Here is a 26,200-nt window from a genome sequence, read left to right on the forward strand (position 1 = left end):
CTCACAATGACGATGAAACCGAGCACAAAGTCTATAGCTGCTCGCAATGACAGGAGAATCTATCCACGCAGGCAATACCTTCAAAGGAATAGCATCACGAACTCAATTTCTCCTTTAAAAGCTGATGCGCAAGCGTCGGATTAGCCTTACCGCCGGTTTTTTTCATTACCTGCCCTACAAAGAAACCAAATAATTTATCCTTACCACTTCTATAACCCTCTACTGATTCAGGATTTTCAGCTATTACCTCGTCAATTACCGTGTTTAGCACGTTATTATCCGAAACTTGTACAAGTCCTTTTTCTTCTACTATTTTATCAGGTGCTTTACCGGTTTCAAACATAATTTCAAAAACGGTTTTTGCAATTTTACCGGAAATAGTATCATTTTCTATTAATTTTACCAGTTTTGCAAAGTTACTAGGGGTAATTTTGCATTCATTTATTCCTATCGATGCTTTATTTAATTGGCCGAACAATTCACTAGTTAGCCAATTAGTAAGCATTTTAGGGTTACATTCATTTGCTGCTTTCTCAAAATACCCAGCAACCGATTCATCGGCTACTATTACTTCAGCATCATATTTACTTAAGCTAAATTCCTTCGTATATTTCTCAATCTTTTGATCAGGTAGCTCAGGTAAATTTGCTTTTAGCTCATTTATTAACTCATCAGAAATAACAAGCGGTAATAAATCGGGATCAGGAAAATATCTATAATCAAGTGCTTCTTCTTTTAAACGCATAGTTCTTGTTTCGCCGCTATCGGCATTAAATAGGCGTGTTTCTTGAGTTATTGCTTCACCGCTTTCAAGCAAGTCTACTTGTCTTTTAGCTTCAAATTCTATTGCTTTAATGATGTTACGAATTGAATTAATATTTTTAATTTCGCATCTTGTGCCGAGTGGTTCGCCGCTACGTCTTACTGAAATATTAGCATCGCAACGCATCGAGCCTTTTTCCATATCACCGTCACAGCTGCCAATATAACGTAACAAATTTCTTAGCTTTTTTACAAATTCAGCTGCTTCTTCCGGTGATGATATATCAGGTTCGGTCACAATTTCCATAAGCCCAATACCGGCACGATTCAAATCGATAAAGCTGTAATGTGGTGATTGATCATGCATAGATTTACCCGCATCTTGCTCTAAATGCAAACGGTTAATACGAATAGTTTTAAGATTGCCGGTACTAGTCGGTATTTCCACAGTACCGTTTTGTACTATAGGATAGTAAAATTGCGAAATTTGGTAACCTTGAGGCAGATCGGCATAAAAATAATTTTTACGATCAAATACCGAATATTTATTTATTTTAGCTTTAAGCCCAAGCCCTGTTTTAATTGCTTGGTGTACACAATGCTTATTTAATACCGGTAACATCCCGGGCATTGCTGCATCAACATAGGAAACCTGCGAATTTGGACTTGCTGCAAAAATAGTACTACTTCCTGAAAAAAGCTTAGATTTTGAGGAAATTTGAGCATGGATTTCAAGCCCTATTACATATTCCCATTTTCCCGTATTACCTTCAATATATGTCATAATTAAAAACCCTTTGGCTCAAATTTAATATGTTTTACACCTGACTCAATTGTCGATGCTACTTTCAAAACATTATATTCGTCTAATTGTTTACCTATAATCTGCATCCCAAGAGGTAAACCGCGTGCCGATAATCTGGCAGGAACCGATGCACAAGGTAAACCGGCTAAACTTGCAGGAATAGTAAATAAATCGTTTAAATACATCATAGTCGGATCATTTTGTTTTTCACCAATCTTAAAAGCTGCGGTCGGGGCAGCTGGTAATAAAATGGCATCAACTTTTGCAAAAGCATTATTAAAATCGTTTGCAACTAAACGACGTACTTTTTGAGCTTTTAGATAATATGTATCCATACCACTAGATGATAGCACATATGTTCCAATCATAATACGACGTTTTACTTCCTCCCCAAATCCGGCTGATCTAGTCATTTCATACATTTCGTCAAGCGTCATATTTTCACGTTCTACTCGAAGACCGTATCTAACGCCGTCATATCTAGATAAATTTGAAGAAGCTTCAGCCGGTGCTATTACGTAATAAACAGCAACACCGTATTTAGCATGCGGCAAAGTAATATCAACTATTTCAGCACCGGCGTTTTTAAGTAGTTCTATGGTATCCTGCCACATTTTCATAATATCCGGTTCAATAATACTGCCCTCACCAAGGCTAAGAGGTACGCCTATCTTCATATTTTTCATAGAACTTCCGATAGCGGATTGTAGCTCTGGCACTTCTGCTTTAATTGAAGTAGAATCTTTTTCGTCAAACCCCATCATCACTTCAAGTATAATGCTACTGTCTAAAACGCTTCTAGTAAATATTCCTGCTTGATCAAGGGAGCTAGCAAACGATATCATTCCGTATCTTGAGCAACGACCATATGTCGGTTTAAAACCGACTAAACCTGTAAAGCTGGCAGGTTGACGTACTGAGCCGCCCGTATCGCTACCAAGAGCAGCAGATGCCATAAATCCGCTAACTGCTGCAGCTGAACCGCCTGAAGAACCGCCTGGAACTAAATCAGCATTATCATCATTTGCTTTCCAAGGGCTAATTACATTTCCAAAACAACTAGTGATATTTGCTGAACCCATAGCAAACTCATCCATATTGGTTTTGCCGAGCATCACACCGCCCTTATCAAAAATATTTTGTGTAACACTTGATTCATAATTAGGTATAAAATTTTTCAGTATATTAGAACATGCCGTAGTTCTAATTCCTTTCGTGCAGAAAAGATCTTTAGCGGCAAACGGGATACCCTCAAGGGTTCTTGCGTGATTTTGAGCATAATTTTGATCGGCTGCTTCAGCCTGTTTTAAAGCTAAGTCAAAAGTTTCGGTAACATAAGCATTTAGGTTTCTATGCTTCTCTATTTGTTTAATATATGCACCTATTAATTCCGTACTTGTAAAATCTTTATTTTTTAGACCTTTTATACTGTCTGCTACTGTTAGCTTGTTTAGTTCCGTCATAATTATTCAACAACCTTTGGAGTGATAAAATATTTTACTTCTTTAGCCAGCTGAGCACTATTTCCACTTGCATTATCAAATAACTCACTTGATAAATCAGAACCTGTAACGGCGTCCTCTCGCATTCTAGCACTCATATTAGAAACCGAAGTTAAAGGTTCTATATCTTTGCAATCTATTGTATTTAAAATATCGATCATATCCATAATAGTACTAAGCTGAGTAGAAAATTTTTCTACAGTATCTTCTTCAAATTTTAATCTAGCTAATTTTGCTATTTTCTGTGCTTCTTCTTTTGTTATCATAGTTTTATTATTTTAAGTGGTATAGTCTGATGTTATTCCCGTGAAGGCTTGCCTGTGTGTAACGGTATTTCTGTCATCCTGTGACTTGTTCTGAGCTAGATCCTAGATACAGCTTGTGAGGTTCTATAGCCGATTTTATTGCATGACTCCTTTATTTTATTAAGGTAAAAAAGCTAATTAGTTATTTTTTCTAAAATTATCTTATCATCAAAACCATCATTAACTTTCTTTTTTTGTTTTTTAATATATCTTTTAGTTTATAGCCATTAATATTACAGATTGTTTCAAGTACTTCTAATATATCGGCAACTTCTCCATATACCATCTTGTAAAAATTCCTCTACTTCTTCTAGTAGTTTATTTTTTAATAATTCTTTATGCTCATATGATTCAGCAATATGAGTAACTGGTATCATGCCTGATTTTAAGATAATTTCTGGAATTAAATCTCTAACTAATTTTGTCAGTATAGATTCAATTTATGTCATTCTCGCTTGGCATTGTTGCGTGGATCAATTCCACCGCTGTCATCCCCACGACTTGATTGCGGGATCCAGTTAAAAATACTAAAATTATTAGTATTTTTTATTGTTTTTATGGACCCCGTGGTTTGACCACGGGGTGACACAGTGGATTTTACCAGTCCACGCAACAATGCCTCCTCGCAATAGACGATTCAGTATCCACCAAATCTAAAGCAGGAATGACATAGAAAATCAAACAGTCATTATTTCTTGTTCTTTTTGTTTTATTACCGAGTCAACTTTACTACTATAATCATCGGTTAGCTTTTGTACTTGTTCAGATAAGCTATGATGCTCATCTTTTGCGATAACGTTATCCTTTTCTAGCTTTTTAAGTTCTTCATTGCCGTCTCTTCTAATATTACGTAATGCAATTTTAGTATCTTCACCGTATTTATGAGCAAGCTTGACCAGTTCTTTACGTCTTTCTTCAGTTAAAGCCGGTATCGGCAGTCTGATTAATTGACCGTCCGTTGCAGGAGTTAAGCCGAGATTTGCTATCGTAATTCCTTTCTCTACCGATGATACCATAGATTTATCCCAAACCTGCACGTTAATTGTTCGTGCATCAGGGGTGGATAGAGAAGCAACTTGTGAAAGCGGCATTTTACTCCCGTAAGCTTCCACGGTTACGTTATCAAGTAAATTAACTGAAGCTCTACCGGTACGTAGCCCTTTAAGCTCATGATCTAAAACTTTTAGAGCTTTCTCCATCTTTTCTTGTAAGTTTTTCTTTAAATTCTCTTTCTCCATCTTTATTGCTCCATATATTATTATTAGTACACGAATTGAGACATTGTTATGTGTATTAGGCAATGCCCCCGATGTCATTCCCGCGTGGATTGGTTTTCCCGTCATTGCAAGGAAAAACTATAAGTTTTGATGAAGCAATCTAGTAAAAAATTCTGATTTACAGAATTTTTTACTAGATTGCCACATAGCCTATGGCTGCTTGCAATGACGATTTGGTCTCCACGCAACAACACCTATGCGGGAATGACATAAAAATCATATAACAATTTACACTACAATATATTATTCCTCAATGATCGTATATTCCCCTTTATCTTGTATTACTCTAGCAAAATTTCCCTGTTCTTTTATCGAAAATACCCTTATAGGTAATTTATTTTCTTTTGCAACTGCAATAGCTGCCGTATCCATGACTTGCAGGTTATTAGTTATAACATCTTTATAGCTAATAGTGAAATATTTTTTAGCATCCGGATTTTTTTTAGGGTCGGAATCATATACACCGTCAACCTGAGTTGCTTTTAATAAAATATCGCAATTCATTTCGATTGCACGAAGTACTGCGGCACTATCGGTTGTACAAAACGGGTTACCCGTACCGCCGGCAAAAATTACTACACGCTTTTTTTCCATATGTCTTTTAGCTTTGCGGCGAATATAAGGCTCGCACACGCTCATCATAGGAATAGCCGATAGAACTCTTGTATAGATATTGAGGCTTTCCATAACGTTTTGTAAAGTTAAAGCATTAATCACCGTTGCAAGCATACCTATATAATCCGCTGAAGCTTGGTCCATACCGACAAGTGCTGCATTAATCCCGCGGTAAATATTTCCACCGCCGACTACAATAGCGACTTCTACTCCTAAATCGATAACTTCTTTAATATCGCCGGCAATCTTTTTTATTACGTCATATTCATGCCCAAATTGCTTATCTCCCATTAAAGCTTCCCCTGACACTTTAAGTAAAACTTTTTTATACTTTAGAGCGTGTATATCTGATATCATTTTCTACTGCAAGTTGTTTTTAATATCTGCTTAATTTTTTTAATCATTATACCTCTTTGTAGGTCGGTAATCGATGATTTATTGAGTGCATGCACTAATAACATATTATTATTTATATCAAGTGTTACTGTACCTGGAGTTAGAGTAATCGAATTACCATACATTATTTCGCCTATTTCTTCTAGCCCTTCTGCGTCCACCCATTCAAAAACCGGCTCTATTCCTATCTTTCTTTGCCAAATTATTTTAATAACCGCGAAAGCCGATTTCCATATTTCTAATAATAACCAAGGAAAATATGATATAAGTTTAATTTTAGTGAGCATTAACATTTGCGGTTAATTTGATATTTGAAGTAAAAGGTATTAGTAGCATTATAAATATAAATAACAGCCCTATCATATTAAATATATTATTTATTGCAATTACAAAAGCATCATGATTTAATTTGTTTGCTAATAACAAATATGATGCTTTTTCGGGATTCAAAACTTTCCCGCTTAATAATTCAGTATAAGAATCTAGTTGTTCTAATGCCATTATAGAAGTAGACGAGATATTTTCCGATAAATATTGCATAAAGGTTTTAGTATCATTAGTAAGTATAGTATTGATTATTGCAAGCCCTACCGCTCCTCCTAAATTACGAGTAAGATTATAAAGCCCGCTAGCGTTGCCTACTCTTTCTTTCGGCATATTGCCAAGAGCTATATTATTAGTCGGTATAAAACAAAACATTAATGCAAACCCTCTAACAAATTGAGGAAGCACAAATGCAGCAAATTTAGAATCAGGCGTTAGAAAACTATTCAAATGACATCCAAGAGCAAACCCTCCAAGCCCTATAATAAGCATCAGGCGTAAATCTACCCCTAGCCCTAACATTCTACCAGCGAGTGGTGCAGATAAAAATTGTGCTCCGCCCGTTACCATCATAGTAGCCCCGATTTGTAATGTATCATATCCGGCAATAGTAAAGAGAAATAGCGGTAATATATATACTGCCCCGTATAATCCGATGCCCATAACGAACGAATAAAGGCAACCAAAAGTAAAGTCTTTATAAAGAAATGTTTTTAAGTCTAAAATTGGATTAATAAAGGTTAGTTCTCTAATGATTAATAAAATAAAACCTAAAACTACTGCAATACTTAAGAATAATATTAAATTATCCTCAAGCCAACCTTTTTTGTTTCCTTCTTCTAACACATACTGTAATAAGCCGAGCGTTAAAGCCATTAATAATATACCGAGAAAATCAAAATTTTTCAGTAATTTATAATTTGGTTTATCAAAATCCCCATATAAAAAAACTACCGTGCATACGAAAATACCGGGTATGACGTTTAATAAAAACATAAAATGCCATGATAAAATCTCCGTAATATATCCACCGAGTGTAGGTCCTAAAGTAGGGGCAACAGTTACTACAAGTCCAATTAAGATAGTAACGATAGGACGTTGCGATGCAGGAAAAAGTATAAAAACGGTACTAAAGACCGTCGGTATCATAGCACCACCAAAAAAACCTTGTAATGCTCTAAAGATAATCATGGATTCAATATTAGTTGCAAGCGAACATAATACGCTCATAACCGTAAACCCTAAAGCTGCAATAAAATAAGAAATTCTAGTAGTAAGTAACCTTGCTAAAAAGCCGGTAATAGGAATAATGATAACTTCCGCTATTAAGTATGATGTTTGAACCCAAGAAAGTTCATCGCTTGAAGCGGCAAGACCGGCAGCTATTACGGATAATGAGCTAGCGACAATTTGAATATCAAGTACCGACATAAACATGCCGACAACCATACCAAAAAAAGCAAATAATTGCTTTTTAGAAAGAGCAGGCGGTTGTAAATTATCATTTGACATAATTAAATTATACAGTTTAAATTAAATAAAGTTAATAAGTGACATATATGTTTAAAATAAAAAATTATTATACAACTTTTAATTTTTAATTAAACTATTTATTAGGATATAAGTAGACAAGACATAATATATGGTAATCATTTTTTATATTTAGCAAATAATAAATATGTGATTGATTTATTAAAAATATTAACTATAATACTAAATGATGCTCCTCGCAGCGGAGCTACGAGGTATCTATTCAAAAAGTTTTAATTAGTATATCACGAAGCAGAGCTTCGGGGAATTAAACCCTGAGAGATTAACTATAATTGATTTATCAATATGCAAAACCCAGCACAAAAAGTTATATCTTTTTCAGAGCATAAATCTGATATAGAACGCATAAAGAAATCAATAGAAGAGGGGTGGGCGATAGTAAAGCTAGTACCTAATAAAGACCGTTTTATCGGACTTTTAGAAAAGATTTCGCATGCTGAAGATGAAACAATCTATATTCCTCCAAGAAAAAAGATAATAGTTAATTAACACGAATAGCGCATTATTACATAATCTGCTATTCGGCTTAAGAAGTTGAATATAAAAGGTGACAATTGGCTTTCACTTTTTATATAAAGCTAAGTCTATATTATTTTTTAGCAAAAACTTATAATTCTTTACAAAGTATAATGGAATTACCTAAAAAAGGTAGTGTTGTTTTACACCACTCTTAAAAAGACCTTATTGTCATTTCCGTGTAGCATTGGTGTTGTTGCATGGATTAATTCCACCCTGTCATCCTAGCTCATTTGTAGCGAGATCCAGTTTAAAATATTAAGGTGACCTTGCGGTTAATAAAGTGCATTACCGCAGTTGCTGCAATCTTGCCTATATTATGGCTCAGGGAATCACGAATGGCGTCATGTTCTCTTGTTACTGTCCTGCTCTAAACGACTGTAAGCACTTAGCAATATCCCGTTATTAGAATTTAAAGCCGGAGTAACGCTCCCCGCTATTTTATTCTCTATCTTTTGCCCTAAACCAGATAGTGCGTTGTTATTTACAGCATTTACTGCAAGTTCCGTTACTTTCTCTATCGCTATCATCTTCGCCAGCTGTCGATGCTTTCGCTAGCTCTATGATGGTCTTAAAAAAGTTTCCAACTTCAATCTTTCAAGCATTTTGATAGTTCAATACTCATAGGTCTTATTGGTAAAGGTTTATTTTCTGCTATAGTTTGCTGACGTTCTTTCGTGATTGCTGCCCAGCATCTGTAATCTTCATCTTGTCTTTTCATTAAATCAAATTGGGCAAGGTAGGTATTTAGCTTTTCTTGAGCCTTTGTCACTCCTCCATCTTTAGCGTGTAAAAATTCTATTAAATGCGGGACATCTGCTGGAAATAGTCTTGGATTACACATTTGTATATAATTTACTATCAATAACCAACCTAAATTACGTTTATCCTCTTTAGAATATTTAGGATAATTTATATATTTTTCATCATCCATAAAAACATAATCGAAATATTCTTCTAATATTTCTCCAGTATCATATAATTCGCCTAAATGAAAATGATACTGTTGATAATTTTTTAACATTACTTCTAAAAATTCACCTAAATTTTCTCAGGTTATATCTTCTACTGCTTTAAATTCTACAGAATCAAAGAAATATAAATCTATATATTCTTGAAGTGTTTTTCTGATATATGCATCTTCTTCATTTATTTTTTCATACCATAATTTATCTGTCATTGTTTATTTCAGTTTTTTATATTTGGATCAGAAATATTGTTTATTTCATTTTGTTATTCCAATAATTTATACCGTTTCGAGGTTTCATTAAAGTTTTTATTACCTTATTTGCATGTTTTTGTTGTGATTAGGTTATTTTTTTTAAAACAGCGTCTCTCTCTATTTCTTTATATGTCCTTACATGAGCTACATTATTACCACCTGTATTATCAAATATTACAAACTGGTCATTTTTTATATCAACAGCAATAAGTCTTTCAGTATCATTACTTATTTTATAAGCATTTTTTAAAACCGCTTTAGGTTCTTTAGATGCTGGACTTTTTGACCACTTGGATTGATGGTGATAATAAATGATTAGTATTTTAAGTTATTTTTTTGGATATCGTGGTCAAGCCACGGTATGGCACGAATGCGTTTTTCTACACATTATTAGTATATCAGGTTCTACCACGCCTATCACAAATATGGCTATAGTTTTATTTAGAAAATGGTGCCAATGTGGGGATTTGAACCCCAGACCTACGCATTACGAATGCGCCGCTCTACCCAGCTGAGCTACATCGGCTGAAATATGATTATATTATGCTGAGATATGGATTCCTACGAGACATGTTTTGTCATTGCGAGCGACTGACAAGGAGCGTGGCAATCCAATAAAAAATTTTAAAATGCTCAAGACTAGCATCCTTAATTGGACCCTGTGGTCAAGCCACGGGGTGACAATGAAACATCTTTATAAATGCGTCGAAAATCTTAAATGGAAATGCTGCGTATCGTCATATTTCTTCTTCTTCACCGCGAAACCCCAATCCATTCTTATCGGTGCAAAACGTGTTACCCAAATAAAGCCGAAACCAACAGAAGCTCTAAGAGATTTATCGTTATAAAAACCGTTTGGAGTTTGATATTGTTTCTTATTTAGGGCTACTCCCCAAACGCTTCCTAAATCCATAAAGACTGCACCGGTTAAATTAAATTCCTCAGGTACAGGTGTTGGGAAATTAAGCTCTGTTGAGAATGTGTAATATCGCTCACCGCCAAGTCCTTCGTTAGTGACCTTTTCACGAGGTCCTACACCACCGCTTGCAAAGCCTCTTAAACTATAATCACCTAAATTAAAGCGATCGGAAATTCTAATAATGTGTCCTCCAAGCCCTGCAATATCGCCTCCGGAAGCAGATAATTTTAAAGTAAGCTTGTTATGTATGAAAGATTTATAATATTTACCGTCAACTTCATGTTTTATATATTTGTTATCACCTCCTCCAACGCCGGCAAATTCTTGTGTGCCGCTTACTAAATAACCGTTCTTTGGAACAATTTTATTATCGGTTTGATCATAAGTAATAGTATGTCCTATAGCAGAAGTAATGAATCTTCCCATTTGCTCCTTTAAGAATATTGAGCTTGATGGAGTTGGAGCACTTAAAATATCACGTTTGATTAAATAATCTATTTCGTGACCTAAATCCTCTTGAATTTCATAACCAAGAGAAGTTTTGGCTCCTATAGAGTGTAACTTATAGCTTTGATCAGTTGTATTTAATACACTAGCACCGCGTCCGGTATAGTTTCTAAATGTGTTTACGCCCAGTGATAAATCACGATCTAAAAAGTGCGGTGCGGTAATACCACCGTAATAGCTTGTAGTATTTTTACTTACTTGTACACCGGCATTAAGCAGTTTCCCGGTACCGACTAAATTACGCTCTAAGCAAGAGAAACGTCCGAATAAACCGCCGGCAGTATTATATCCTAAATCAAAACCTATAGAGGAAGTAGATTTTTCATCAACTTCAACGTTAACATCATATTTATCTTTAGCTTTAGTCGGAGCTAAGCTAATTGCTACTTTCTCAAAATAATCTAAATTTCTAAGATTACGCTCACCTTTTTCAATATATGAACGATTAATTATATCACCTTCTTCTATTTTAAATTCTCTTCTTATAACGTGGTCTTCGGTTTTAAGGTTATTAATAATATTAATTTTATTAATATAAACCTTATCGGCTTTTTCAATAATAAATTTAATATCTGCAGTATGAGTAGCATTTTTCATTATATCCGGATAAACATTTACCGCAGGGTAACCGTTCGCTGTAAAATATTCTCCGATTTTTTCAGCTATATCATCAACCTTTTTCATATTGAAAACCTTGCCTTGCTTAATATTAACAATTTTATTAAGCGGTGTTATATCTATATTAGTTAATTTATTGTCTATTGTAATATTACCGAAGTTATATTTTTCTCCCTCTTCAATGGAATAGGTAAGGGTGAAATATTCTTTAGTATTATTGAGTTCTGCCGATGCCGAAATTACTCTAAAATCTGCAAAACCTACAGATTGATAAAACTCTCTCAGTAATTCTTTATCATACTCCACTCTATCAGGATCGTAAGTATCGTTACTTTCTAAAAAACGAAACCAACGAGATTCTTTAGTTAAAACAATAGATTTAAGTTCTGAATCACTATAATTTTCATTACCGCTAAAATGAATATATTTAATACCGGTTTTTGGCCCTTCTGCTATATCAAAAATAACCTTAACTCTGTTGTTTTCTAAATTTTCGATTTTAGGTGTTACCGTAGTAGCAAAACGTCCGCTACGTTTATAAATTTCTAATATTTTCTTTACATCTAATTCAATTTTAGCTTGGCTAAGAGATTCGCCCGACATTGTATAAATTTCTTTAGCGAGCATATTAGTTTTGACTTTAGAATTACCGCTAAATACTACACTACTTATAAAAGGCGTTTCAGTAACGTTAACTATTAAATGACCATCATTTGTTATATGCATATTTATATTGCTAAAAAGTGAGGTGGCATATAAACGTTTTATTGCTTCATCTTCTTTAGAATTATTATAGGTTTCTCCTACCTTAAGCTTTAAATAGCTCCCAATAGTAGAACGCTCAACCCTATGGTTACCTTCGATAGTTATTTTACGAATTACAGAGTCAGCTAATGAAATATGATAATAAAAAATCGTTAATAATAAAATTGTTAACTTACTAATTGATCTGATTGTCACCTAAAACCTTCTTTAAGATTTAATTTAAATTTCTGTGTTTAAACCCGATGTCATCCCGTGGCTTGACCACGGTAAAAATAATAAATTAGATACCGCGTTCAAGTCGCGGTATGACAAAGAACTGGATTCCCGCTTCTAGCTAAGAATAATACAAAGTTCTCCTAACTAATGCATTCAAACATAATTAATGTACTCCACTATAGTAGATAATACAAACGAGAGCAAGCAAATCTATAATTTAGGAAAACAAATTTTGTATATCGTTGGAAACAGAAATTATAATAAGAAAAATTATGATTATTGCTCCTAATTGTAACAAAATATTTTTAATCTTAGGATTCGGTAATTTACCTGTAATTGCTTCATATAATATAAATACTAAATGTCCGCCGTCAAGCACCGGTATAGGTAGTAAGTTAAGTAACCCTAAATTAACGGAAAGCATTGCTATAAATAACAGATACATTTGGGTTCCACCAGCTATAGATTTGCCTGACTCTTTAGCAATAGCTACCGGCCCTCCTATCTCATCGAATGAACGTTTTCCTACAATCATTTGCGATATTGCGTTTAGAGTTAAAGCAGACATATCTATAGTAGTATTAATAGCTTCCCAGAATCCTCCTAAAATTCCTATTTTAGTATGAATAGGTTCATTTTTAGCTATAATACCGATGCGAAGAGTTTTCTTAACTTGCTTTTCTTCGGGAGGTGATATAATTATTTCTTGAGGCATTATATTAACGATAAATTCCTCACTTTTTCTTTCTATAGTTAAAGTAGAAGAGCTAAAACCATTAATTAATATCTCTCTCTGCACGTCCCCGAAATCTTTAACAAATTTATCGTTAACCTTAACAATTTTATCTCCTGCTCTTAAGTCTGCTCTCTCTGCCGGTGATGAAGCTACTACATCACCTATTATAGGAGGAATCTCTGTTTTTCCAAAGTAACAATAAAAACCTGCAAATATTATTACGGCAAGTAAATAATTAATTAACGGACCTGCTGCAACTATTAAAAAACGTTTTAAACAAGATTTAGAATCAAAAGCTACTTTTTCGTTAACTTCTTTAGTCTTATCCATGAGGCTGCGATCATAGCCGTAAATCTTGACATAACCGCCAAGCGGTATAAGGCAAATCTTCCACCTAACGCCTTTTTTATCGGTAATACCTATTAGTGCTTTACCGAAACCTATCGAGAACTCCTCAACTTTTACATTAAAATATCTAGCAATACAATAATGCCCAAATTCATGGATAAATACCAAGATACTAATTGTTATAATAAATCCTATTATAGAGAGCATAAAAATTTTATAAGTTTACTAATAAATTATTTTAAGGTATATATTGCAAGGTTATAGATATCATTTCGTCGTTGTGAGTGGATGTTGCTCCTTGGTTTCCGATGTAATTCCCGCGAAAGCGGGAATCCACAGAAAAAAATGAAATAATCCAAATGTATTAGTTTTATATTTTTAATTACTGGATTCCCGCTTTCACGGGAATGATATCATGCCATATCACACTCGCAATGACGAAAATTAAATTTTAAATTTCTTTTCTCTATGAGTTCAAATAAAATTAATAAAAAGTCGATTGCACGTATTGCAGCAGTGCAAGCTATTTATCAAAACATATTGCAAAATAACGACGATATGGATGATATCATGCAAAATGTACTTTCTTTTTATCAAAATAATAATTCTATAACAGATTTACCTGAGCATTTAAAAATATCATTAAGTATAAGTCATTTTAAAATGTTGGTAAAGTCAGTATTTGAAAATATTAATAAACTAGACGAAGTTATCGACAATCATTTAACAAATGATAAAGATCCTGCACATATGCCGATCTTACTCAGAGCTTTATTGCGTGTTAGTATATGTGAGCTATTATTTTGCCCTACTACGCCTGCTAAAGTAGTAATCAACGAATATACGGACATAGCAAATGATATGTTAAATGAGCATGAAATTGGTTTTGTTAATTCTGTATTAGATAAAATAGCAAAAGAGCATACTCGTTTAATTTGAAAAATTGGCTACAAGTACTGTGGTACTCAGTATTATTAACGGCTTTTGTTCCTCGTCTTGTGGATTCCTTGCTCTTTTCCAGATTAAACTTCGTCTACTTATTCTTCATTTATTTATAAGTATAAAAGATTTTATGACAAATAATTTAAGCGGTTATAGAAATAAATTCATTAGAGTTAAGACTTCTAAAAAACGCACTGTCTCTTCTAGTAATTGGCTTAGACGCCAATTAAACGATCCGTATGTTGCAAAAGCACGTATAGACGGCTTTAGGTCGAGAGCTGCATATAAACTACTTGAAATTCATGAAAAATTTAAACTTTTTACTCCTAACATGAAAATTGTTGATCTAGGAGCAGCCCCTGGGGGATGGAGTCAAGTAGCTTCCAAGCTTATTAAAGCTTCGGATAATAACCTAAATAATAAAATAATCTCTATCGATATGTTAAAAATCGAACCTGTTGCTGGAGTTGAATTTTTTCAAAAGGACTTTTTTGAAGCAGATACGGAAGAATTAATTATTCAGGCTTTAGACGGTAGAGCTGATATAGTAATGAGTGATATGGCATCAAATACCATAGGTCATAAAGCTACAGACCATATAAGAACCTTACTTTTATGTGAGCAAGCTTTTGAATTTGCTTTAAAAGTGCTAAAACCCTCCGGTCATTTTATTGCTAAAATTTTTCGTGGCGGTGCAGAAAATGAATTATTAAATAAAGTAAAGCGTGAATTTAAAACAGTGAGACATTTTAAACCTTCATCTAGCCGCAGTGAATCTACGGAAATCTATTTAGTTGCTCTAAATAAGAAATACTGAATATGAAAGGCGCAAGGTGATTTCTATATAAATTTATTATATATGTTATTTTTTTATTTAACATATTAGGGGATATAGATGATAATTACTTATATCTCCTGTTGTTTTGACTTCCTGAGCATATTCTTGACTGCAGCTTTGAAAATTATTATACATCCCAACTAAATTAGCTCCGGTTTCAGTTTCAACTATTTGATTATATAAATTATTTTTTAAATTTAGAGTATTTTTAGCATATTTTTGTGTTGCTGCTTCCCAATCATCTACGGTTAAAGTAATATTCTGTTTCAAATCAGAAAAATTAACAAGTCCATGTTTACTGATTCCGGCTATGATTTCTTCAAAGCCTTCGACTATTCCATTAATTCCTAGATATTTTGTAACTTTTTGTTTGGCAAAATTATATAAATATGATGCCCATTCTTCTGATTGCGATAGTTCTGTTTTTTTACCAGGAAGTACCATTGTTGTTTTTCCCAAATGCTTATTAGTAATATTAATAAGATTATGTTTTGCATTATATATCTTAGAATGGGTAGCTAGCTCTTTTATTGGAGTTGTTACTTTTCCGGTAAATAAATTTTTTTCTATGCCTCTTTCAATTATTGGTTTTGAGCCAGGGCTGTCAAAAGTTGTAGATTTATTAAAATGTAGGTTGCGAGAATATATTTCTACTAAGGTTAAATCTGCAATTATTGCTCCAAGTGAATGACCGCTAGTATTAAAACTATATTCTGTGGCTTTACTTAAGCCGCCTAATTTGTTAATTATTTCATTAACAAAATCCTGAAGTGGAGTTAGTTTAGTAGGTAAATAGTGCAGAGCGATAAGCAAGTCGTCTAATAAATCATATATATTGAATTTTGTGCCGGCACTAGCAATATGCACTTCTTTAGTTTCTTTATTTATAAATGCGACGGCTTTATAATTATATTTAGCAGTGCTAATATTATCACATGAAGCAGTCAGTATTTCCCAGCCGCTATCTGTTAATTGTTCATTGACCTTTGATGCTTTTAGCTTATAAATATTTAAATCATCTGTGTTATATGCGAGGTCTAACCCTATATAAGCAAGCTTTTTAGTGCTAATGTGTTTAGAATTTTTGTACCTAGACATATCTACCTCTTTTTGATCAATATTACCATAAAATATGGTTTTTTCTAAAAAATGTCAAGTCAAATATTAATACTGATTAATCTATTATTAAATAAAGATTGACATTTGATTACTTTTGTTATATAGTGCACTTGTGTTATATTTAACATTAACAATAACAACCATGAAATATGGTGATATGGTGACTTAAATAAGGAGGAGATAGACTATGTTTACATTATTAGTACGTAATTTATTCGGAAGTAATAAACCGATTACTTACTTATCTTTAATAGAAAAAGCAAAAGCAGATTATAGTTTTTATACAAAATTAGCATCAGGAAGCTTTTTTGTAGGAATAAGTAGTTTTTTTTCATCTAGTAGTTGGTTAAGCAAAATACCTTTAATAACAGGGGCTGTTTTTGGTACTAGTTATGGGGCAAAAGGCATTATGGATAGTAATGAACAAATAAAGCTTTTTACTAGAGCTCATGAAGCAACTAAAGTTGAAGGGTATTTGGCTACTGCGGGGTTAGGAAGTTTTATATACGGTACTGCTGTAGATAAAAACGGTATAGATAAATTTACCAGTAAATATATTGAAGGAATAAACGGTAAGATAATATCTAATGCAATAACTCGCGTACCAACCTTAAGTTTTACGGCAGACGGCGTTGGTTACAAACATAATGGTGGCTATGAAATATTAGAATCAACAGATCGTGCGTTATATCAGGAAATACCTGGTGTGAAAGGACAATATACAAATAAATTAGTTCCAGATACTAGTATTCCTTCTTTACATGATTGTATTATTCAGCAGCTAATACAAGATGGCTATTCAAGTGAAGATGTTGAAAAAGCTTTAAGTTTAGAAACTGTTGCAAAGAGAGAAAGTTACAAAAATAAGCAATTAGCAGAATACAAGCCAAATTTGACAAGTCAGTTATGGCATGGTACGGAAAAAGCTATGCAAAATAAAGAAGTAGAACTTTCAAAAGAAATACAGAAATATGCTGAAATAAATGAAGCTTATGAAGCATTATTTAATTATCATAACTCCAGTACTAGTGAAGAACAAGAAGAGCAGTTTTATAGCCTTGATTATCATATTAATGATGATCAAACTCAAATCTTAGGAGATGAGGGAGATGAAGGATATATATCTGATATTGCCTACTAACTAAATACAAAACTTTCTAGAGAGTAAGGTTATAGATCTATAGCCTTACTCTTTTTTATTTAATAACCTCTTTAGCTCTCCTTTCAAAAGCTATAATCATTTTTTCGGTTGCTTTGGTAAAATAAGTGCCGATTAATTTATCCAGTATTACGGATTTCATTTTAAAATCAATAAAGAATTTTAATTCAGTTCCTGCCGTGCATGGAACAAATTGCCAAGTACTTTTTAAATATTCAAAAGGTCCTGAAATAGCTACCGTATTAATCAAATATATTCCATCATCTGTTATTTCGCTTGTAACTCGTGAGTTATATTTTTCTGAAAAGCCTTTTAACTGAATTACTAATTCAGCAATAACCTCTTGAGTATTTTCTGAAATAATTCTAGAAGCAGAACACCAAGGCAAGAATTTAGGATAAGATTTTACGTCCCAGACCAAATCAAACAATTCTTGCGGTTTATAGGGTAAAATTTTAGTGTGTTGAAGGCAAAGCATTAGAAATCTGTTACTTTACCTTTATGCTGCCAGTCCCCGTATCTTGTCGGTTCTAGACCTTTAACACCGCCAATTTCTTTTTCTTTTGGTAAATTTTCTTCTTCTGATATATTATTAGACATCTTTACAAACTTCGCTTCTAGAGGTAATTTAGACGTCGATCCGGTACTTGCATCCTCACGTATGTCCATATACGCTGTGGTGCTGCGTTCCGTGTCTCCTGTAAATTCCTCTCTATAAGCTGGTTTGGAAAGATGTCTATTATCTTTTTTATCGTCCATAGTACTAAATATATGAAATATAACCGTGTTTATATTAATAGTCGTTTAGCTGAAAATAGCAAGATAGAATTAGCAAGTGATCATGTTCATTATGTTAAAACGGTGCTACGTCTTAAAGTAAATGATGGCTTGCGTCTCTTTAACGGTACGGATGGAGAATTTCTAGCACAAATTAATGATATAGGTAAAAATAACCTATCGTTTAGACTTAAAGAACAGTTAAAAAAGCCTTATACAGAATCTACGTTAACTCTTGCTGTTGCTATAATAAAGCAAGATAAATTAATGCTTGCAATAAATATGGCTACGCAACTCGGTATAACTAAAATTATTCCGTTAATTACTAAGCGGTGTCAATTTAGATCGGTAAATATCGAACGTTTAACAAAATGTGTTATTGAGGCAACAGAGCAATCAGAACGTCTTACTCCCCCGATAATTGAAAAAGCTATCACAATACAAGATTATCTAAAACAGAATAATAATTTGATGTTATATGCTAATGAACATGAAAAAGAAGAAAATTCTATATTACGAATTTCATCATCACTTAGTAATAGTGATATAACTATTATTGTAGGACCGGAGGGAGGCTTTACTAATGATGAGCTGGAACTTCTTGCCTCATATAAGAATACAAAATCTATAAGTTTAGGAAGTAATATATTACGTGCTGAAACAGCAGCAATAACTGCTATAGCACAAGTGAGGTTGTTAGGTCGTCATTGCGAGGAAAAACTGCAAGTTTTGACGAAGCAATCTCAGGAGTTTGTTATGATTTCATGAGATTGCCACGCAGCCTACGGCTGCTCGCAATGACGAAAAGGTAGAGTTACTGCACCTTTTCTATTCCGGGTTTACAAAATAGCTTACCTAAACAAAGGAAAGAATATACACCACAAAAACCTATAATTATATAAAGTATTGTAACGATAATTGGAAATGAGCCAAATAAAAGTGTGACTAAATTAAAATTAAATAATCCGACTAAGCCCCAATTTATAGCACCTATAGAAGATAATAAATGTACAGTAGTAATAAGCGGATTATTAGAAGTATTTATTAACATATTTAACTCCTTTTAGTTAAATGTAAAAGACCTTGTTGCGTGGCGCATACCTATGTCATCCCACAACTTGATAGTGGGGTCCAGTTAAAATACTAAAATTACTAGTATTATGGGTTACATTTTTAGATCCCGTGGCGAGGCCTCGGGATGACACTGTGTGCGTTTTCCGCGCCATGCAACAAAACTAACGTAAAATAATCATTTCTCATTTTGAGCTATATGTCTACTAAATTCTATAATTTATTAATCCTTCTTAAAAGTTTGATATATTACAGGTATAACAAAAATTGTAAATATAGTACCGATGCTTAATCCTCCAACTATTACAAAGCCTATAGAATTACGAGCAGCAGCACCGGCTCCGTCTGCAAAAACTAGAGGTAAAGCTCCGACTACGGCAGCAAGAGTAGTCATAAGAATTGGACGCAAGCGAAGTTTTGAGGATTCTATTATAGCTTCTTGAACCTTTACTCCTTTTTCTCTTAGCTGATTAGCAAATTCTACTATCATAATAGAATTCTTAGTAATTAATCCAATTAAAGTAATAATTCCGATATTACTATACATATTAAGGCTATTACCAGCAAGCCAGAGAGCAAGTACACTGCCGGTTATTGAGAAAGGTACGGCGAGTAATATTAATAAAGGGTCAGTAAAGCTTTCAAATTGAGCTGCAAGCACTAAATAGATAAATATAAGAGCAAACACAAATGTTATAAGCATATTACTGTCTGCCTCTCTCATTTGTTTAATTTCTCCGATATATTCAATTATAGTATTACTAGGATCAAGTAATTTAGCGGCTATTTTATTGATTTCATTAATTGCATCATCAATTTTTCCGTCAGGAGCAAGATCGGAAGCAATAGTAACGGATTTTGAATTATTATAATGACTATATGATTTTACTGATATTTTTTCCGTAATATTGGCTATCGATTCAAGCGGTAACATATTATTATTTTTTGCTCTGATTAAAATTTTACTAAAATCGCTAATATCTTTTCGATCTTTTTGATTAAATTGTAATATAACGTCATATAAATCATTACTCATTCTAAAAGCCCCGATTTGTTGACCTGCAAGTAAATATTGTACCGTTTTGCCTATATTTGCCAAATCCATTCCGTATAAATAAGCCTTATCACGGTTGACTTCTATATTTATAGTTGGTATTGCCGATTGTAAATTTCTATTGACGTTTAAGAAAATAGGATTTGTTTTCATTATATCAATAAATTGTTGTGATATTTTATCTAGATCATCATATTCAAGGTTCGTTTGAATAGTAAACTCGATAGGGCTCCTTGCATTCCCACTAACCATTGAACGTGGATCCATAGCGTAAATCGACATACCCGGTATTTCAGAAAACTGCTTATTTAACATATTCTTAATAGTTTCTTGGGAACGAGAACGCTCACCCCAATTTTTTAGAGGAATGAATCCAAAAACATTATCGCTACCGCCTGCACCTATTACCATCAGATAACCTAATATATCTTTATAATTAGCAAGGATTTTTTCGGTTTCTTTCACTACTTTAGTAGAAGATTCTAAACTAGAACCTTCAGGACCTTTAAGAGAAACTTGTAAAAATCCATCATCTTCTTGGGGTACGAAAATTTTTTGAGTAAATTTAAAACTAATAATCAGCACTATAAATGATGATGCAATAATGATGACAAATTTCTTTTTATTGTCAAAAGTTAGCTTTAGATAGTAAATATATTTATTTTGAATAAATTGTAGAATGTCGTTAAACTTTACTAAGAATTTCGGTAAGTCCGTATTATGTTTTGTAACCATACGACTTGACATCATAGGAGTTAAAGTTAAAGCAACAAATCCTGAGAATAAAACACAAAATGCTAAAGTCCAAGCAAATTCAATAAATAATTTCCCGATCAAACCCTCTATAAAACCCACGGGTAAAAATACGGCAGCAAGCGTAATAGTCATAGCAATGATTGCAAAGCTGATTTCTTTAGAAGCAAGCATAGCCGCTTCCATGGGTTTATGTCCCATTTCATTATATCTAAAAATGTTTTCAAGCATAACTATCGCATCATCGACCACTAAACCTATAGCAAGTATCATAGCAAGGAGCGTAAATATATTAATAGAAAATCCAAAAGCATACATTACGCTAAAAGTACCGATCAACGATACCGGAATCGTCACAAACGGAATTAAGGTAATTTTAGCAGAAGCAAGAAATAAATAAGTGACTAAAACTACTAATATTAAAGCTTCAAAAATTGTTTGAAATACTGCATAAATTGATGCTTTTACAGGCGTTGCTCCATCATATGCGATACCCATGCTTATTCCTTTGGGCATGGATTCTTTAATTCTTTCTAGTGCTTTAGTTACTTCATGTGATAAATCTATGACGTTAGCTTTTGATTCTTTTATAAGACCAAGGGCAATAGAGCTTTTGCCGTTATATCTAAAAATTATGTCCTCATCGGGAGAAGTTAAAGATATTGTTGCTATATCTCGTAATTTTATGATACCTCCGTTTTGTACTTTTAGAATAATATTACCGAATTCTTCCGGTGTAGATAAAGAACCTTCAAGAGTTACTATAAAATTATTACTTTTTGTTTTAATCGTACCTACGGGATAATCTTTATTTTGCTCTTTTATTGCGGATTCAATCTCCAATAAAGAAATTTTATGTTGATATAATTTTTTAGAATCGGGTTCTATTCTCATTATATATTCCCGACCGCCGTAAATTTGTGACTGTCCTACGCTTTCAAGTTTATCTAACGGTGTTTGTAGATTATCTTCGACGATCTTTGTTAATTCTAAATCGCTATATTGATCACTTTCAACGCTTATGAAGAGGCTTGGGAAACTATCGGCATCAAGTTTTGCAACTGATGGGGCTTTCATATCTTGCGGGAACATATAAGTGATATCCGATATTTTGGCGCGGACATCGTTTAGTGCTACTTCAATATCGGTAGATAATAGAAACGATAAAGTAATACTACTTTTGCCGGTAGAACTTTGAGAAGTTATATAATCTAAATTTTTAACCGTCTTTAAAGCTTTTTCTATACGTGTCGTTATTTCTTGCTCCATATATAAGGTATCGGCACCTGCATAATGAGCTTCGACATTTATAATGGGAACCGAAATATCCGGAGTGCCTCTAATTTGTAGTTTGGTAAAAAAAATTGCTCCAAGAGCTACGATAACCAAATTCAAAACTGTAGCAAAGACAGGGCGTTTAATACAAATTTCAGACAATAACATTGGATTTAATATATTTTTCTTTAAAACTTTTATTCTAAATTAATGTGAATAGCGAATTATTACATAATCTGCTATTCGGTTAGAAATATTCTATATAAAAGGTGAAAGATGGTTTCCACTTTTGATGTATATTAAGTATATATTGTTTTTTATTAAAAAACTTATAATTTTTTATAGAGTAGAAAATTAGTTTTTGTAATTTACTACTGACAATAAATTAGGGTTTTAATGATGAATTTTCACTTTAATTACTTGATTAAGATAGTTTTAACAGTATAACTGATGTAAAATGGCTACATTTTTCTATAAATTAATATAATAACGTATATATTTAAACTTTGTAAATAACTGGCATTTGCAGTATGTGGGTAGTTTGTTATAATTAACTCACATACAAAATATATTGATGTATATTATTGCCAGTTGTATATATTGTTTTATAAAAAAACATCAATACATATTAACCTATCAAAGGAGCGTTGATTTTATTATGAGTACACATAACAAAAAAGAACAAAAAAAAATGAATAAAACCGAATTTATAGCATTTATGACCGACTATGGTCATAATCATAAACATGCTTCACACAAAACATTAACAAAAGCTGAGGCCGAGAAAGCACTTAATTTGGTTCTTGATAGTGTGATTGGTGCTATAAAGAGCCACCATAATATTAATATAACAGGTTTTGGTTCATTTGAAATACATCATAGAAAAGCACGTGAGGGTCGTAACCCAAAAACCGGAGCAAAAATGAAAATAGATGCTTACAATCAACCTACTTTTAGAGCCGGAAGAAAAATGAAAGAAGCTTGTAATTAAAAGAAGTAACGTATTTACAGTACTAATAATTTCCAAACCCCGTTACAAGCTTGCGGGGTGACAATAGAAAAACCGGCTCATGCAACAATGCTCTGCAAAAGCCAGAATGATATAGAATACTTCTTAAGTACAATTCATAACGATATTACAACCATTGATGATTGAACGCCTAGAGTTTAACTTAAAACATAATAAGCTATACAATAGTTGGCTTATCGCAGCAGAAAATATAGAGCAAGCTTTAAAAGATTTAGAAGAGTTTATATATATTAAGCTTTTTAAGAATAGCATTCCTCTTGAAAACAATCCTGATTATCATTTCATCGCTAGGGAAACTTCAGCTACATCTAATGCTAAAAATATTTCTATTGAACAAATAAGAAAATTACAAGACTTCTTAAGTAAAACTTCTGCAATTTCAGGTTATAAAGTTGCAATAATTTATTCGGCGGATCTTATGAATTTGAATGCAGCGAATTCATGCTTAAAAATTCTTGAAGATGCACCAAAGAATAGTTACATTTTTTTAATTACTTCAAGAGCTGCAAGTATTATTTCTACAATTAGATCAAGATGTTTTAAAATTAATGTGAGATCATCTATCCATCATACTAAAAACGAATTATATTCCGAGTTTATTCAGTCGATAGCAGATAACAAAACGTTAGATTTTATTAATCGCTTTACTACTAAAGACAGAGAATTATGGCTAGATTTTATTGATAATTTATTATTATTAATGAATAGAATCCTTAAAAAATCTGCCAACGTTAATATTGAACTTCTAGATTTGGAAAATAAGATTTTTAATAAACTATTAAATAGACACCCTTCATATTTACTGCAAAAATTTACCGACATAAAAAAGTTAATATATAATACCATTGATTATGATTTGGACTTAAGAACAAGTTATATATTAGTGGTGAATGAGTTTTCTAGTAATTAACACAATGTCACTACGTTTCTTTCCATGTTATCCATAAAACAACAAAATATATTAAGAGAAATATACTCCTTTTTTTTAAAAAAATAGTTAATAGATATTCAAGATAGAAAGCGGTTTCCCTCTAGAATATAAATTTAATTTATGTTTTATTTTGACTATTGTTCATTTACTCGTAGTATATATTAGGTTTTAGGAACTTTATAAATTAAATTATTTGCATGTTTAAAACTTTAACACAAAATTTAACGAAGATTTTTGATAAGCTAGTTAGCTCAGGCATTTTGACGGAAGCCCAAATAGATGCTGCTATGCGGGATATAAGAGTGGCTCTTTTAGAGTCAGATGTTGCATTACCGGTGATAAAAGATTTCATAGCGGAAGTTAAACAGAAAGCTTTAGGGCAGGAGGTTATTAAGTCTGTTTCACCTGGACAGATGATAATTAAAATTATCCATGAAGAGATGATAAATCTCTTAGCTTCAAGTGAAAGTGAGGCAAAGCTAAATTTAAATTCAAAGCCGCCCGTAAATTTCCTAATGGTAGGGCTGCAAGGAAGCGGTAAAACTACGGCGAGTAGTAAGCTTGCTTTACGGCTTAGAAATCAAAATAAGAAAGTTTTACTTGTTTCTTTGGATACTTACAGACCGGCCGCACAAGAGCAACTCGCTATACTTGCAAACTCAGTACAGATTAATTCATTACCTATTGTGCAAGGTGCGAAACCCCTCGATATTGTCAAAAGAGCTATTGCCGAGGCTAAAATTTCTGCTTATGATGTCGTAATTTATGATACTGCAGGTCGTACACAAATTGATAAAGCGATGATGGAGGAAGCGCTTGCAATAAAAAAGATAGTGGAGCCTACAGAAACTTTGTTAGTAATCGACAGTATGACAGGGCAGGATGCAGTAGTTACGGCAAGTAGTTTTAATGAAAAGTTAGAAATTTCAGGATTAATTTTATCTAGAATTGACGGCGATTCCAAGGGTGGTGCAGCACTCAGTGTAAAATATATTACTAAAAAGCCGATTAAATTTTTAAGTAGCGGTGAAAACCTAACTGATTTAGAAGAATTCGATGCTGAACGTTTAGCTTCTCGAATACTGGATATGGGTGATATTATCTCTTTTGTTGAAAAAGCAGCTAGTATCGTTGATAGAAAAGAAGCCGAAAAAACGGCAGCTAAATTAAAAAAGGGTACGTTTGATTTAAATGATTATCTTCAGCAAATGAGAAGTATAAAAAAAATGGGAGGTTTTGGAAGTATACTTAGTATGTTACCGGGTAGCGGTAAAATTATAGATCAAATAGATCAATCAAAATTAAATAGTAAAATAATTGAACATCAAGAAGCAATTATTTTATCTATGACGCCAAAAGAACGTAAAAATCCCGATATAATTAATGCTTCTCGTAGGAAACGTATAGCTGCTGGAGCAGGAACTACGGTACAAAAGGTAAATATTTTGCTAAAGCAATATAAACAAATAAGCGAGATGATGAAAAAAGCCAGTAAAGTGAATCCTAAAAATCTATTACGTAGCGGAATTGGAAAATTGTTTTCTTGAATTTATATTATATCTACATTATGTCATTCCTGCGAAGGCGGAAATCCAGTCAAGCATATAAAAACAAGTTTTTATATGCTTATTTTATCAAGTATGTAACTGCTGTAGCAATATTGAAGTTATTTTTCTGGATTCCCGCCTACGTGGGAATGACATCGAGTAGGTTTTCCGATCCATGCAACAATGCCGACTTGATTGCGGGATCCAGTTAAAAATACTAAAATTATATGGCCCCTGTGGTCAAGCCACGGGGTGACCTTTTTCTTAAGTGGACACCCATGTGTCTTCGCAGTAATGACATCGACGGTTTTTTTTAAAAA

At 33.0% G+C, this 26,200-nt stretch carries 25 protein-coding genes, 1 tRNA gene and 2 pseudogenes; 8 read left to right on the plus strand and 20 right to left on the minus strand.

Translation table 11 applies throughout. From position 1 onward, the window contains the following. Positions 1-94: 94 nt before the first annotated feature. The 10 genes and pseudogenes from gatB to A3305_RS04065 form a co-directional block, all read right to left on the minus strand. Positions 95-1,546 (minus strand): Asp-tRNA(Asn)/Glu-tRNA(Gln) amidotransferase subunit GatB, encoded by a 1,452-nt coding sequence (gatB, locus tag A3305_RS04035; RefSeq protein WP_014391862.1) that lies wholly within the window; start codon positions 1,544-1,546, stop codon positions 95-97. 2 nt (positions 1,547-1,548) lie between these two features. Beyond that, positions 1,549-3,030 (minus strand): Asp-tRNA(Asn)/Glu-tRNA(Gln) amidotransferase subunit GatA, encoded by a 1,482-nt coding sequence (gene gatA, locus A3305_RS04040; protein WP_014391863.1) that lies wholly within the window; start codon positions 3,028-3,030, stop codon positions 1,549-1,551. Between the two features lie 2 nt (positions 3,031-3,032). Further along, complete coding sequence (gene gatC, locus A3305_RS04045; RefSeq protein WP_014391864.1) at positions 3,033-3,335, minus strand: Asp-tRNA(Asn)/Glu-tRNA(Gln) amidotransferase subunit GatC; 303 nt, start codon at positions 3,333-3,335, stop codon at positions 3,033-3,035. A 284-nt stretch (positions 3,336-3,619) separates the two neighbouring features. Then, on the minus strand, positions 3,620-3,751 hold the full coding sequence (locus A3305_RS11240) for a hypothetical protein (protein WP_014391866.1): 132 nt from the start codon (positions 3,749-3,751) through the stop codon (positions 3,620-3,622). Positions 3,752-3,819: 68 nt separating this feature from the next. Then, positions 3,820-3,990: a proline/betaine transporter gene (locus tag A3305_RS08880; RefSeq protein WP_231289072.1), complete on the minus strand. Its 171-nt coding sequence runs from the start codon at positions 3,988-3,990 to the stop codon at positions 3,820-3,822. A gap of 61 nt (positions 3,991-4,051) precedes the next feature. Next, positions 4,052-4,612, minus strand: coding sequence for a ribosome recycling factor (frr, locus tag A3305_RS04050; protein ID WP_014391867.1), 561 nt, complete (start codon positions 4,610-4,612; stop codon positions 4,052-4,054). A gap of 91 nt (positions 4,613-4,703) precedes the next feature. Beyond that, positions 4,704-4,798: pseudogene (locus tag A3305_RS11810) on the minus strand (lytic transglycosylase domain-containing protein); the annotation flags it as partial. A gap of 96 nt (positions 4,799-4,894) precedes the next feature. Then, positions 4,895-5,623: a UMP kinase gene (gene pyrH, locus A3305_RS04055; protein ID WP_045799388.1), complete on the minus strand. Its 729-nt coding sequence runs from the start codon at positions 5,621-5,623 to the stop codon at positions 4,895-4,897. Further along, positions 5,620-5,955, minus strand: coding sequence for a monovalent cation/H+ antiporter subunit E (locus A3305_RS04060; RefSeq protein WP_014391868.1), 336 nt, complete (start codon positions 5,953-5,955; stop codon positions 5,620-5,622). The genes pyrH and A3305_RS04060 overlap by 4 nt, the downstream gene beginning before the upstream one ends. Then, positions 5,939-7,498 (minus strand): DHA2 family efflux MFS transporter permease subunit, encoded by a 1,560-nt coding sequence (locus tag A3305_RS04065; protein ID WP_014391869.1) that lies wholly within the window; start codon positions 7,496-7,498, stop codon positions 5,939-5,941. The genes A3305_RS04060 and A3305_RS04065 overlap by 17 nt, the downstream gene beginning before the upstream one ends. 324 nt (positions 7,499-7,822) lie before the next feature. Between A3305_RS04065 and A3305_RS04070 the strand changes: the two genes are divergently transcribed. Then, the gene (locus tag A3305_RS04070) at positions 7,823-8,026 is read left to right on the plus strand and encodes a DUF2674 domain-containing protein (RefSeq protein ID WP_011271433.1); all 204 of its coding nucleotides are present in this window, start codon (positions 7,823-7,825) and stop codon (positions 8,024-8,026) included. Positions 8,027-8,397: 371 nt separating this feature from the next. Here A3305_RS04070 and A3305_RS04080 read toward each other — a convergent pair whose 3' ends face one another. From A3305_RS04080 to rseP, 5 genes and pseudogenes are all read right to left on the minus strand, one after another. After that, positions 8,398-8,583 carry a hypothetical protein gene (locus A3305_RS04080; RefSeq protein WP_014391870.1) on the minus strand — a complete coding sequence of 62 codons (186 nt, stop codon included), beginning with the start codon at positions 8,581-8,583 and terminating at the stop codon, positions 8,398-8,400. A gap of 59 nt (positions 8,584-8,642) precedes the next feature. Beyond that, positions 8,643-9,233 (minus strand): annotated as a pseudogene (locus tag A3305_RS04085) (hypothetical protein). A 491-nt stretch (positions 9,234-9,724) separates the two neighbouring features. Continuing rightward, positions 9,725-9,801 (minus strand) — tRNA-Thr (locus A3305_RS04090). 168 nt (positions 9,802-9,969) lie between these two features. Beyond that, the gene (bamA, locus tag A3305_RS04095) at positions 9,970-12,279 is read right to left on the minus strand and encodes an outer membrane protein assembly factor BamA (RefSeq protein WP_014391871.1); all 2,310 of its coding nucleotides are present in this window, start codon (positions 12,277-12,279) and stop codon (positions 9,970-9,972) included. Between the two features lie 238 nt (positions 12,280-12,517). Beyond that, the gene (gene rseP / locus A3305_RS04100) at positions 12,518-13,591 is read right to left on the minus strand and encodes an RIP metalloprotease RseP (protein ID WP_014391872.1); all 1,074 of its coding nucleotides are present in this window, start codon (positions 13,589-13,591) and stop codon (positions 12,518-12,520) included. A gap of 261 nt (positions 13,592-13,852) precedes the next feature. On the opposite strand from rseP, the gene nusB reads away from it, so the two are divergent. Both nusB and A3305_RS04110 read left to right on the plus strand, forming a co-directional pair. Continuing rightward, complete coding sequence (nusB, locus tag A3305_RS04105) at positions 13,853-14,323, plus strand: transcription antitermination factor NusB (RefSeq protein ID WP_014391873.1); 471 nt, start codon at positions 13,853-13,855, stop codon at positions 14,321-14,323. 133 nt (positions 14,324-14,456) lie between these two features. Then, the gene (locus tag A3305_RS04110) at positions 14,457-15,143 is read left to right on the plus strand and encodes an RlmE family RNA methyltransferase (protein WP_014391874.1); all 687 of its coding nucleotides are present in this window, start codon (positions 14,457-14,459) and stop codon (positions 15,141-15,143) included. Positions 15,144-15,200: 57 nt separating this feature from the next. Here A3305_RS04110 and A3305_RS04115 read toward each other — a convergent pair whose 3' ends face one another. Next, entirely contained in the window at positions 15,201-16,262 is a 1,062-nt protein-coding gene (locus A3305_RS04115) for a hypothetical protein (RefSeq protein ID WP_014391875.1), read from the minus strand. Between the two features lie 208 nt (positions 16,263-16,470). Between A3305_RS04115 and A3305_RS04120 the strand changes: the two genes are divergently transcribed. Then, the gene (locus A3305_RS04120; protein WP_014391876.1) at positions 16,471-17,424 is read left to right on the plus strand and encodes a hypothetical protein; all 954 of its coding nucleotides are present in this window, start codon (positions 16,471-16,473) and stop codon (positions 17,422-17,424) included. A 55-nt stretch (positions 17,425-17,479) separates the two neighbouring features. On the opposite strand, the gene A3305_RS04125 is transcribed toward A3305_RS04120, so the two are convergent. Both A3305_RS04125 and A3305_RS04130 read right to left on the minus strand, forming a co-directional pair. Beyond that, positions 17,480-17,920 (minus strand): type II toxin-antitoxin system RatA family toxin, encoded by a 441-nt coding sequence (locus tag A3305_RS04125; RefSeq protein ID WP_014391877.1) that lies wholly within the window; start codon positions 17,918-17,920, stop codon positions 17,480-17,482. After that, positions 17,920-18,201 carry a DUF1674 domain-containing protein gene (locus A3305_RS04130; protein ID WP_014391878.1) on the minus strand — a complete coding sequence of 94 codons (282 nt, stop codon included), beginning with the start codon at positions 18,199-18,201 and terminating at the stop codon, positions 17,920-17,922. Before A3305_RS04130 ends, A3305_RS04125 begins: the two co-directional genes overlap by 1 nt. Positions 18,202-18,213: 12 nt before the next feature. Between A3305_RS04130 and A3305_RS04135 the strand changes: the two genes are divergently transcribed. Next, positions 18,214-18,987, plus strand: coding sequence for a 16S rRNA (uracil(1498)-N(3))-methyltransferase (locus tag A3305_RS04135; RefSeq protein ID WP_014391879.1), 774 nt, complete (start codon positions 18,214-18,216; stop codon positions 18,985-18,987). Positions 18,988-19,033: 46 nt separating this feature from the next. Here A3305_RS04135 and A3305_RS04140 read toward each other — a convergent pair whose 3' ends face one another. Both A3305_RS04140 and A3305_RS04145 read right to left on the minus strand, forming a co-directional pair. After that, on the minus strand, positions 19,034-19,270 hold the full coding sequence (locus A3305_RS04140) for a DUF378 domain-containing protein (RefSeq protein WP_014391880.1): 237 nt from the start codon (positions 19,268-19,270) through the stop codon (positions 19,034-19,036). Positions 19,271-19,513: 243 nt separating this feature from the next. After that, a complete protein-coding gene (locus A3305_RS04145; RefSeq protein WP_081120849.1) occupies positions 19,514-22,540 on the minus strand; it encodes an efflux RND transporter permease subunit in 3,027 nt (1,008 codons plus the stop codon). Positions 22,541-23,030: 490 nt separating this feature from the next. Here A3305_RS04145 and A3305_RS04150 point away from each other — a divergent pair, with 490 nt between their 5' ends. From A3305_RS04150 to ffh, 3 genes are all read left to right on the plus strand, one after another. Continuing rightward, a complete protein-coding gene (locus A3305_RS04150; protein WP_014391882.1) occupies positions 23,031-23,363 on the plus strand; it encodes an HU family DNA-binding protein in 333 nt (110 codons plus the stop codon). Positions 23,364-23,517: 154 nt separating this feature from the next. After that, positions 23,518-24,312, plus strand: coding sequence for a PRK06581 family protein (locus A3305_RS04155; RefSeq protein WP_014391883.1), 795 nt, complete (start codon positions 23,518-23,520; stop codon positions 24,310-24,312). Between the two features lie 218 nt (positions 24,313-24,530). Further along, a complete protein-coding gene (gene ffh / locus A3305_RS04160; protein WP_014391884.1) occupies positions 24,531-25,880 on the plus strand; it encodes a signal recognition particle protein in 1,350 nt (449 codons plus the stop codon). Positions 25,881-26,200: the final 320 nt, after the last annotated feature.

This window comes from Rickettsia amblyommatis (assembly GCF_002078335.1).
GTDB classification, from domain to species: Bacteria; Pseudomonadota; Alphaproteobacteria; order Rickettsiales; family Rickettsiaceae; genus Rickettsia; species Rickettsia rickettsii.